This is a genomic window from Micromonospora sp. NPDC047738, from assembly GCF_040642675.1.
Classification (GTDB): domain Bacteria; phylum Actinomycetota; class Actinomycetes; order Mycobacteriales; family Micromonosporaceae; genus Micromonospora.
Map to the genome: position 1 here is coordinate 570,703 of NZ_JBEYSO010000002.1, position 8,411 is coordinate 579,113.

Genomic DNA, 8,411 nt, shown 5'->3' on the forward strand with positions numbered 1-8,411 from the left:
GCAGGCGTTCCGCTGGATGGCCCATCCGGGCCGCCGGGACAGGGCGAGGGCCCGCCGGGAGCAACAGCTCCCGACGGGCCCTCGTGGTGTTCGCCGGGTCGGTTCAGTTCTTCGCCGGGGTCACGAACACCGTGGCGTACGAGTTGTCCTGGGCGGCCCGCTTGATGGTGATCGAGACGCCGTACGCGACGCCCGCGTCACCGGGGTTGCCGGTGCCGAGCACGGTGAATCCGAGGTCGGTGCCGTACAGCCCCGTCGCCGGGCTGCCATCCGGGTTGGTCACCCGGGTGGTGTACGGCGCGCCGCCGCGCGACGGGATGACGACGGAGGCGTCGCTGTCCCGAGCGTAGAGCCGCCCGTCGCGGACCTCGATGCCCGGGTACCAGCCCTTGGCGTCGGTGAAGGCCGACACCGGAGCCTGGGCAGCGAAGTCGGTGCAGTACTCGCTGTACGGCTCGTCCGCCGCCTCCAGGCACTCCTTGAACGGGTACGTCGGGTTCAGGGAGAAGGCCGCGTTCGAGGACTGCGGGCGGCTGGGCAGGTTGTCCAGCAACGACGGGTCCTTGACGGCCGCCTCACCCTGCCGGCGCAGCGGCTCGTTGTGCGAGTCGACGATCAGCAGGCCGCCCTTGGCGCCGTAGCTCGGCAGGGAGGTCAGCTGTGCGGTGACGTGGTTGACGTTGCCGAGCACGGTGTCCCGGTACCAGACCAGCATCCCCGGCGCGTTGTACGCGACCTTGTCGACCTTCCACGCCTCGCGCGAGTAGACCGTGTCGTAGGCGTACTTCAGGCCGGCGTCGAAGCCGTCGAAGTTGCGCCACTCGGCCAGGTAGTACTGCGACTTGACCTGGGAGCCGGCGTCGAGGTGCCAGCCCGCCCCAGTGGTGTCGGTGAAGGTGCCACCGGTGAGGGTCCAGCCGTTGGCGCCGTTCTCGGCGTCGTCGCTCCAGGTGGTGGCCCCGCCGCCGGTGACCGAGAAGTCGTCGGCGAACCAGCCGCGCTCCACGAACGCCGCGTCCGTGCAGTAGCGCAGCCGCAGTTGCACCGTCTTTCCGGCGTACGCCGACAGGTCGACGTAGTCGTGCCGCCAGCCGTGGGTGTCACCGGTCAGGCCGTACTTCTTGTTGCCGTAGTCGGCCATCCGCCCGTTGGGGTCGCCGTAGCCGTCGTTGGTCGTGACCAGCTTGCCGGCGGCGTCGTAGACCTTCTGCTCGGTCCAGGTGGCGCCGCCGTCGGTGGAGACCTCGACGAAGCCCATGTCCCAGTCGGCCTCGATGACGTAGTTGTTCCACATCCAGAACTTCGCGTCGGCGGCGTTCGGGACGGTCACCGTGCGGCTCAGCTTGACGTCGGCCCAGTCCTGGTCGGCACCGCTGTACCACATGTTGGCGCCGCTGTGCGGATCGGCCAGGGTGATCACCTTGTCCGGCAGGTTGATCTTGATGCCGTCCTTGGTACCCACCGGGGTGCGCGAGGTCTGCCCGAGCTGCACCGCGCGTGGGTCGTCACCCGGGTTGACGTTCAGCGGGTCGGCCCAGCCGAGCACCCACTTGTCCCAGATGCCCATGTGGGTGGGCAGCGCCTGGAAGATCTCCCCGGAGTGCGATCCCGAGGACATCAGGTCCCAGAAGTCGACGTCCGAGTCGCTGTTGTTGCCCGAGGTGTCGTAGAGGTCCGGCAGGCCGAGGTCGTGCCCGAACTCGTGGGCGAAGACGCCGAGGCCGGCGTCCTCCGGCTGCACGATGTAGTTCGACACCTTCAGGTTGGTGCCGGGGACGGTGTAGCCACCGGCCACCGCCGAGGAGTGCGCCCAGACCGCGTAGACGCCCTGGTCGCCGCCGCCGCTGGACTTGCCCTTGCCGGCGTGCACCAGCACCAGGTGGTCGATGACGCCGTCCGGCTCGTTGTAGTTGCCGTCCCCGTCCCGGTCGCCCTGGTCCTCGATGTCGTAGTCGGCCCAGGGGAAGTTCGGGTCCATCTTGGCCAGCGCGTCGATCGCGTCCGTGGCGAGCCGTCCGGCGCCCAGCGGGTTGTCCGGGTGGCCGTTCATCGACTGCTGCCGTCCGGCGACCCAGTTGCCGTTCGCGTCCCGGCTGCAGCGGGAGGCGGCGTACCAGGCCTCCGAGTGCGGCACTGTGATCCACGGGCTGGCCTGCCCGTCGACCGTGTACGCGCCCTTGGACATCTCCAGGTACATGTTGTGCATGGTCCGGCCGGCCAGGCTGATGCCCGGCTTGCCGTCCGGCCCGGTCAGGTCCTTACGGACCCGCTCGGTGATGCCCTCCTTGGTGTAGAGCATCTTGTCGTAGTGCGCCGGCGAGAAGTCCGGCACCCACATCGAGTTGTTGTCCTTGTGGGGCAGGGTGGCCGGGTCGGCGATCTTGTTGTGCGTCGGGCCGTTCTGGACGGTGCCGGGGACGCAGGTCCGGTCGTCGAAGACCGTCCTGGGGACCATGACGTTGGTGAAGTCGTCGTTGGCCTGGTCGTTGAACTCCACCAGCAGGGTCAGCAGCTTGGCCGTCTGGGTGCTCTTGGCCTGCTTGATCTGGCGCGGGCTCTTGCCCGTCTTGATCGCCTTGGCCTCCAGCTTGGCCAACTCCCGCGCGGTCACCGGGTTACCCCCGGCGAACTTCCGGTCGTAGGCCTTGGCGTCGTCCCCGGGCGAGGTATAGATGCCGTCCTTGCCCTTGACCTCCTTGCCGCCGGTGTCCGGCTGCACCTCGGGCTCGGCGTAGTTGATGTAAAACTCGTCCGCCCCGATCGTGGCCGGAGCCGGACCGGCCGTCTGGGCGGCCGCGCTGCCCGTCACGGTCAGTGACGCTGCGGCGAGGGCGATGGCGGGCAGCGCGACGAGTATGCGCCGGCGTGACCCGGATTGCGGAGAGGTACTCATTCCGCTCCATTCGTGGGGCATGGGACAAGAAATCGGCCGGTGCCCGGCAGTGATGCCCGTCGAACCGGTCCAATGTGGCTGAACCTAAAGGAGAAGGCACCCCCACCGACAGAGGTCGAGTTGCCGCTCTACCCGTTCAGCCCGCCATGCCTCCACCGAACCGCTGATCCGTACGCCACGAAAATGATGATGGGTGACGGTCCGTGCGGACCGTCACCCATCTCGGGGTACGCCAGCCGTCAGTCCTCGTCGGACTTGCCGCCACCCATGCCCGAGGCGATCAGCTCCATCACCGAGGAGTCCTGCAGCGTCGTCACGTCGCCGAGCGAGCGGCGCTCTGCGACGTCCCGCAGCAGCCGGCGCATGATCTTGCCGGAGCGGGTCTTCGGCAGCTCGGGCACCAGCATGATCTGCCGCGGCTTGGCGATCGGGCCGAGCGTCTTCGCCACGTGGTTGCGCAGCTCGGCGATGAGCTGCTCGCCGGCCTCGCCCGAGGTCTCCGCGGTGCCCCGCGGGATGGCGAACGCGACGATCGCCTGGCCGGTGGTCGGGTCGGTCGCGCCGACCACCGCCGCCTCGGCCACCGACGGGTGGCTGACCAGCGCAGACTCCACCTCGGTGGTGGAGATGTTGTGTCCGGACACCAGCATCACGTCGTCGACCCGGCCGAGCAGCCAGATGTGCCCGTCGTCGTCCTTCTTCGCCCCGTCACCGGCGAAGTAGACCCACTCGTCGCCGGCGTTGGCGCCGGCCCCGAACCGCGACCAGTAGGTCTCGATGAACCGGTTGTCGTCGCCCCAGATGGTGCGCAGCATCGACGGCCACGGCTCGGTGAGCACCAGGTAGCCACCGCCGCCGTTCGGCACCGACTGGCCCTGGTCGTCCACCACGTCGGCGACGATGCCGGGCAGCGCGGTCATCGCCGAGCCCGGCTTGGCCTCGGTGACGCCCGGCAGTGGCGAGATCATGATCGAGCCGGTCTCGGTCTGCCACCAGGTGTCGACGACCGGCAGCTGACCCCGGCCGATGTGCTGGCGGTACCAGATCCACGCCTCCGGGTTGATCGGCTCGCCGACGCTGCCGAGCAGCCGCAGCGAGGACAGGTCGTAGCCGGCCGGGATGTCCTCGCCCCACTTCATCATGGTGCGGATCAGGGTCGGCGCGGTGTACAGGATGGTGACCTTGTACTTGTCGACGATCTCCCAGAACCGGCCCTTGTGCGGGGTGTCCGGGGTGCCCTCGTACATCACCTGGGTGGCGCCGTTGGAGAGCGGGCCGTAGACGATGTAGGAGTGGCCGGTCACCCAGCCGATGTCGGCGGTGCACCAGTAGACGTCGGTCTCCGGCTTGACGTCGAACACCGCGTGGGTGGTGTACGACGTCTGGGTCAGGTAGCCGCCGGTGGTGTGCAGGATGCCCTTCGGCCGGGCGGTGGTGCCGCTGGTGTAGAGGATGAAGAGCGGGTGCTCGGCGTCGAACGGCTGCGCGACGTGCTCCGGCGAGGCGGTCTCCACCGTCTCGTGCCACCAGTGGTCCTTCTCCGACCAGGCGACGTCCTCGCCGGTGCGGCGGACCACCAGCACGTGCTCCACCGAGGGGCACTTCGCCACCGCCTCGTCGACGGTCGGCTTCAGCGCCGACGGCTTGCCCCGCCGGTAGCCGCCGTCGGCGGTGATCACGACCTTGGCGCTGGCGTCCTGGATCCGGTTGGTCAACGCGTCCGCGGAGAAGCCACCGAAGACCACGCTGTGCGTGGCACCGATCCGGGCGCAGGCCAGCATGGCGGCCGCCGCCTCCGGGATCATCGGCAGGTAGATCGCCACCCGGTCGCCGGCGGTGACCCCCAGGTCGGTCAGCGCGTTGGCCGCCTGGCAGGTCAGCTGGTGCAGGTCGGCGTAGGTGAGGGTGCGGGTGTCACCCGGCTCGCCCTCCCAGTGGATCGCCACCTTGTCGCCCCGGCCGGCCTCGACGTGCCGGTCCAGGCAGTTGTACGCCACGTTGAGCTGGCCGCCCACGAACCACTTCGCGAACGGCGCGTTCGACCAGTCGAGCACCTGGTCCCACTGCTTCGCCCAGGTCAACCGGCCGGCCTGGCGCTCCCAGAACCCGAGTCGGTCGCCCTCGGCCTCGGCGTACGCGTCGGCCTTGACGTTGGCGTTCGCGGCGAGTTCGGCCGGCGGCGGGAACTGCCGCGTCTCGTTCAGCAAGTTGGCCAGTGCCTCGCTCATGCGGTGCTCCTTCGTCGCGTGACCTGCGTCTCGTACGCCGCTGAGGTTAGTCGCGCGGTGCCCGCCCCGCGACAGCCTGGTCCGACCCCGCGCGCCCAGCGGCCCTCGGCGCGCGCCGGGTGGCGCGCTCGGTCCTGCCCGTCTCGTGCGGCGCGGGCCCGGTGCGGCGGGGGCGGGCCTGGACCGGCGGGGCTCGGCATGGCGGGCGCGGGATTGCGGCATGTGGGCGGGTCATGGGCAGCTAAGGGCGCGGGCCACCGCAACCGGTGTCGATCACGGCGGCCGGACCGCCGTCCGGGCGGGCGGGTGCCCAGCCAGGGTGGCGGGGTGGATAGCGTGGCGGGGTGACCACCGATCCGCTCGCCCCGCTGCTCGCGCTCGCCGACATCGCGCCCGCCGTCGAGCAGGCCCGCGACCGGGTCGACCAGGCGCACCGGCACCGCGCGCTGCGCCGCCACGGTGGTCAGGTCGCCGCCGAGGTCAGCCTCCGCTCCGCCGTGGCCAGCGCCGCGCTGGACGGCCGGGTGCACGACCGTGAGGAGGTACGCGCCGGCACGGTCACCGACCCGGTGCTGCAGGGGGCGCTGCGGGTGGCCGGGGCCCTGCCCGGGCTGAGCGAACTCTGGCCGAAGGCTCCCCGGCAGGCCCTCGCGAGGTTGCACGTCCTCGCCGCCCGGGACGTCGTGGCCGAGTCCGAGCTGGGTCGGCCGGTGTCCGACCCGGTGGTCGCGGCGCGCCTCGACGGGCTGGCCGGGCTGGTCGCCGGCGGCACCCGGGTACCGCCGCTGGTGCTGGCCGCCGTGGTCCACGGCGAGCTGCTGAACCTGCGCCCGTTCGCCGGCCCGTCCGGGGTGGTGGCCCGGGCCGCCGCCCGGCTGGTGCTCATCTCCAACGGTTTCGACCCGCGTGGGCTGGTCGCCGTCGACGTTGGCCACCGGGAGCGGGAACCCGAGTACGTCGGCGCGGCCGGCGCCTTCGCCACCGGCACCCCGGACGGGCTGCGCTCCTGGCTCCGCCACTACATGACCGCCGTCGAGGTCGGCGCGGACCAGATCGCTGTCATCGGCGACGAAATCCTCGCCGCCTCCTGACCCGCCCCCGCGCGGTGCGCTCCGCCCGTGCGGCATCCGCGCGGTGCGGCATCCCCGCATTTTCGCCGAGAATGGTGCTATCTGACGCCGGGAGGCCGCACTTTCCGCGTAAGTGCGCGGTCTAACCGGTGGGCGCGAGGTGGGGAGGCGGAGTCAGGTGGTGGGGGTGGTGGCACGGGTGCGGCGGTGCCGGCCGTACCAGGCGATGCCGATGGCCACCCCGACGCCGACGCCGAGGGCCGCCGCGGCGACCGGCACGGCGGGACGTTCGCGCAGCCGCCGGCCCAGCGGGACCGGGTGCCGGAACTCCAGCACCGGCCACGAGTTCTCCACCGCCAGCTTCCGCAGGGCCCGGTCCGGGTTCACCGCGGTCGGGTGCCCCACGCACTCCAACAGCGGCCGGTCGCTGTACGAGTCGGAGTAGGCGTACGAGTCGGCCAGGTCGTAGCCGCGCTCGACGGCCAGCTCGCCGACCGCGTCGACCTTGCTGGGGCCGGCCGCGTAGAACTCGACCTCACCGCTGTAGCGGCCGTCCTCGACCGCCATCCGGGTGGCGATCACGTCGGTGACCCCGAGCAGCTCGCCGATCGGCCGGACCATCTCCTCGCCGGAGGCGGAGACCAGCACCACGTCCCGCCCGGCGGCCTGGTGCTCCTCGATGAGGGCGGCGGCCTCGGCGTACACGTAGGGGTTGATCAGCTCGTGCAGCGTCTCCGCGACGATCTGGCGGACCTGTTCCACCTGCCAGCCCTTGCAGAGCGTGGCGAGATAATCCCGGGTCCGGGCCATGGTCTGCTCGTCGGTGCCGCCCAGCCGGAACATCAGCTGCGCGTACGCCGACTTGACCACGTCACGCCGGGTGATCAGCCCGTCCCGGTAGAACGGCCGACCGAACGCCAGTGCGCTCGACTTGGCGATGACGGTCTTGTCGAGATCGAAGAAAGCGGCGCTTCGGCCCACGGCGCGAAAGTCTAGCCCGAGGGGTGACGGCCAGCGTGGCCCCGGGGTCGCCGGCGAGAGCCCGGCCCGCAGGTCGCTGCCCTGAGTGACGACCGTCACACTCTGCGAATGCGGATTAGCGGTGTGTGGAGCAGACACCACTCGACGTATACCGGTCCGCTGCGGCATGCTTGTGCTCGCGATGAGAGTTCACGTCTCATCGGCTGGAAGGCCCTCGGCGGTTGCACCCCCCGTGACCGCTGAGCCGGTTCGGCTCGACCCCCCCGGAGCCGAACCTCACGACGACCCCCGTCTCCCCCCGACGGGGGTCGTCCCATTCTGGGAGCGCTGCTCCACCGCAGGTCACCGGCCGTCCTCGTCCGGTGGCCGGCTTCCTGGTTGACCGTCGGCCCGGGAGTCGGGCGGAACCCCGTTCGGCCGCCGGTGCAGCCAGGTGCCGGCCGGGCGAACTGGCTGACCACCGGGACCACCTTTCACACCGTCGCTGACCGCCGCGCCTTCGGCGGCCGGATTGCCCTGCTCCCGGCGCCCATAGCAGATCGACTCGCCCGGGCGTGGCCTGTCCACAGCTGCTCTCGCCGTCCACAGGGGATCGCTGACGTGTTCTACGACGAGACTGACGGACTGTCGCCCAAGCTGCGCCGGATGGTCACGCAGGCCATTCAGGACGCCGAGGCCGACCTGAAGGCCAAGCACCGGGAGCAGTACCGCGAGAAGCTGAAGGCGCGGAACACCAAGCGCAACGAGCGCGTCATCGGCCGGTGTGACGAGCTGTGCGAGGAACTGGAAGACCTGATCGAGGAAATGGAGTCCGGGCGGATCGACCCGTGAGACGTGCTCGTGAAGTACCGCGACATCGGGCAGGAGCACGGCCGAATCACCGAGCTGCAGGACAACCTGCTTGCCAGCGACGACGAACTGGAGCGGTTCGAGGCGCTGACCCCGGACGAGCGTTGAACACCGGCCACGACGGCGGCGCCGGGACCTGGACGCCAGCTCCCCGACGGACGTACCGGCCCGGTTGGAGGCGCTCGGGCTGCTCGGTGGCCTGCCCCGGGCCGCCCTGCACGCTCAGGTCGCCGCGGTGCTCAAGGTCCTCCTCAACGTGCGGCGCACCGCCGAGGGGCGGGTGCTGGAATCCGTCAGCGTCTGACCGGAAAATGAGCCTGACCAGGGCGGGTCTTGTGCAGGGGGCATCGCCGGGCTGGTGGGGGCCGGTCCGGTGTGATGTTGGTGGTT

General features: G+C 70.7%; 6 protein-coding genes and 1 pseudogene. 4 read left to right on the forward strand and 3 right to left on the reverse strand.

Annotation, left to right across the window (positions count from 1 at the left end):
* Nucleotides 1–103: 103 nt before the first annotated feature.
* Together ABZ783_RS06080 and acs are read right to left on the reverse strand one after the other, a co-directional pair.
* Nucleotides 104–2,893 carry an immune inhibitor A domain-containing protein gene (locus tag ABZ783_RS06080; protein WP_357434753.1) on the reverse strand — a complete coding sequence of 930 codons (2,790 nt, stop codon included), beginning with the start codon at nucleotides 2,891–2,893 and terminating at the stop codon, nucleotides 104–106.
* Between the two features lie 239 nt (nucleotides 2,894–3,132).
* A complete protein-coding gene (gene acs / locus ABZ783_RS06085) occupies nucleotides 3,133–5,121 on the reverse strand; it encodes an acetate--CoA ligase (protein WP_357434754.1) in 1,989 nt (662 codons plus the stop codon).
* Between the two features lie 344 nt (nucleotides 5,122–5,465).
* On the opposite strand from acs, the gene ABZ783_RS06090 reads away from it, so the two are divergent.
* Entirely contained in the window at nucleotides 5,466–6,212 is a 747-nt protein-coding gene (locus ABZ783_RS06090) for an oxidoreductase (RefSeq protein ID WP_357434755.1), read from the forward strand.
* 153 nt (nucleotides 6,213–6,365) lie between these two features.
* On the opposite strand, the gene ABZ783_RS06095 is transcribed toward ABZ783_RS06090, so the two are convergent.
* A complete protein-coding gene (locus ABZ783_RS06095; RefSeq protein ID WP_357434756.1) occupies nucleotides 6,366–7,172 on the reverse strand; it encodes an HAD-IB family hydrolase in 807 nt (268 codons plus the stop codon).
* Nucleotides 7,173–7,772: 600 nt separating this feature from the next.
* Here ABZ783_RS06095 and ABZ783_RS06100 point away from each other — a divergent pair.
* From ABZ783_RS06100 to ABZ783_RS06110, 3 genes and pseudogenes are all read left to right on the forward strand, one after another.
* The gene (locus ABZ783_RS06100; RefSeq protein WP_357434757.1) at nucleotides 7,773–8,003 is read left to right on the forward strand and encodes a hypothetical protein; all 231 of its coding nucleotides are present in this window, start codon (nucleotides 7,773–7,775) and stop codon (nucleotides 8,001–8,003) included.
* A gap of 3 nt (nucleotides 8,004–8,006) precedes the next feature.
* Nucleotides 8,007–8,129: a hypothetical protein gene (locus ABZ783_RS06105; RefSeq protein ID WP_357434791.1), complete on the forward strand. Its 123-nt coding sequence runs from the start codon at nucleotides 8,007–8,009 to the stop codon at nucleotides 8,127–8,129.
* Nucleotides 8,123–8,322: pseudogene (locus tag ABZ783_RS06110) on the forward strand (pilus assembly protein CpaF); the annotation flags it as partial. The gene ABZ783_RS06105 and the pseudogene ABZ783_RS06110, both read left to right, overlap by 7 nt.
* Between the last annotated feature and the right edge of the window lie 89 nt (nucleotides 8,323–8,411).

Excerpts from the sequence above, each read along its gene's own strand:
- ABZ783_RS06080 (WP_357434753.1), bottom strand. The coding sequence starts at position 2,893 with ATGAGTACCTCTCCGCAATCCGGGTCACGCCGGCGCATACTCGTCGCG.
- acs (WP_357434754.1), bottom strand. The coding sequence starts at position 5,121 with ATGAGCGAGGCACTGGCCAACTTGCTGAACGAGACGCGGCAGTTCCCG.